This is a genomic window from Acinetobacter sp. YH16053 (genome assembly GCF_013417035.1).
Taxonomy (GTDB): domain Bacteria; phylum Pseudomonadota; class Gammaproteobacteria; order Pseudomonadales; family Moraxellaceae; genus Acinetobacter; species Acinetobacter towneri.
This window is the reverse complement of record NZ_VPEP01000114.1, coordinates 1-1,470: the sequence shown is the minus strand read 5'-3', so window position 1 is coordinate 1,470 and position 1,470 is coordinate 1. Positions and strand designations below refer to the sequence as shown.

Below are 1,470 nucleotides of genomic sequence, written 5' to 3'. Positions count from 1 at the left end.
AACGGTCCAGACCTTGCTGAACGCTCAGAACACCTTATGAAGTCCTTTAGAACGCTCCTAGAGCGTCGTAGGGACTATTTAAAAAAGGGTTGGGGTTATAGCGAGTTCTGTAAGGTTCAAGGTGCTATGTATTCTTACGAGAATACATATAACGAGAAAACAGGTGAATGGCATCCGCATATTCATATGTTCGCCTTAGTTGATCAATGGATTGATCAGCAGGAATTTTCAGAATATTGGCATAGCATCACTGGTGATTCGATGGTGGTCGATGTCCGCAGGGCAAAAAAAGAAAAAGGTCACGGCTATAGCAAAGCGGCTGCCGAAGTCTGTAAGTATGCTTTGAAGTTTGGCGATCTGTCCGTTGAAAAGACTTGGGAAGCGTTTAAGGTTCTCAAGGGCAAGCGTTTAACAGGTTCATTCGGTTTGTTATGGGGTGTCAAAATTCCTGACACAATGACAGATGATATGCCTGACGATAAGACTTTGCCTTATCTCGAAATGCTGTACAAATTTGCCTATGGCAAAAAATCTTATTACGACTTACTCATCACAAGACACGTAGAACCGCAGGCGGGAGAGCGCGCGGGATTGGGAGGAGCTTCGACGACTGAGACTGAGCGATATAGCGCGTGCGGTCTAAGTGTGGACGATGCGAGGACGTTGCCGGTGCGAGGGCACGCAGTCACGGAACGACCGCAGCGAGTACATAGAAAAGCTCACTGGAGAATCCCTCCTAAAATTCGTGTACGGATTAAGGAACGTATCCATAGATGGGACGGATTTTTATATAACATTGATCTTTTCCCATATGTCGAACGTAGGCTATTAGCATTCATCGAGTAACTTACGAACTTTGAGTGAAACGAAAAGTGTAGTAAGTACACTTTCTCCAGTAGCCGAGCGAGTGTCTACGAGCGACCACTCCGAAATTAAAATTTCAAAGCCTTCCTTTCCCTGATTACAAGCTCCCATCTGATTTCAGATCGGGAGCTTTTAGCCATCCCGCATGGGTGGCGACGCATTGACATTCTTTTTTAAATCTATAATATTCTAAAAACAATCTAATAGAATCTAATGGAATCTTTAAAATGTTATTCAAATCTCTAGGTGTTGCAATGGCTACAAATTCTGCTTCTAGCTCTGACGAAGATACTAAGGCAGTAACTATTCGTTTAACTGATAATGAAATTCAGATTTATGACACAGTTGCTAAGTCAATGGGTTTGACTCGTCAAGACTTTTTGTCTCACATCATTCGCTCTAATTTCCGACAGTCTTTGAAAGAGTTTGTTATTGGTTATACAGATTCAAATCCAACTATTCCGTTATCCCTTGTATTTAATTCACACACTGAAAATGAAGATGTTCGACTTAAGTTAAATCATCTATTGCGAGTTATTTCTCAAGAATTACAGCAAGAAGATGAGGAACAAAGTTATGAGGAAATGGAGAGTTTTGTTTCTTCTC

Annotated in this window: 2 protein-coding genes; both read left to right on the top strand. The window is 41.7% G+C overall.

All coding sequences use genetic code 11. The features are described from left to right. On the top strand, positions 1 to 846 hold an 846-nt coding region (locus FTV43_RS15410), incomplete at its 5' end, for a protein rep (protein WP_179995832.1). Positions 847 to 1,118: 272 nt separating this feature from the next. Then, positions 1,119 to 1,470: hypothetical protein (locus tag FTV43_RS15405; RefSeq protein WP_179995831.1), on the top strand; the 352-nt coding region annotated here is incomplete at its 3' end.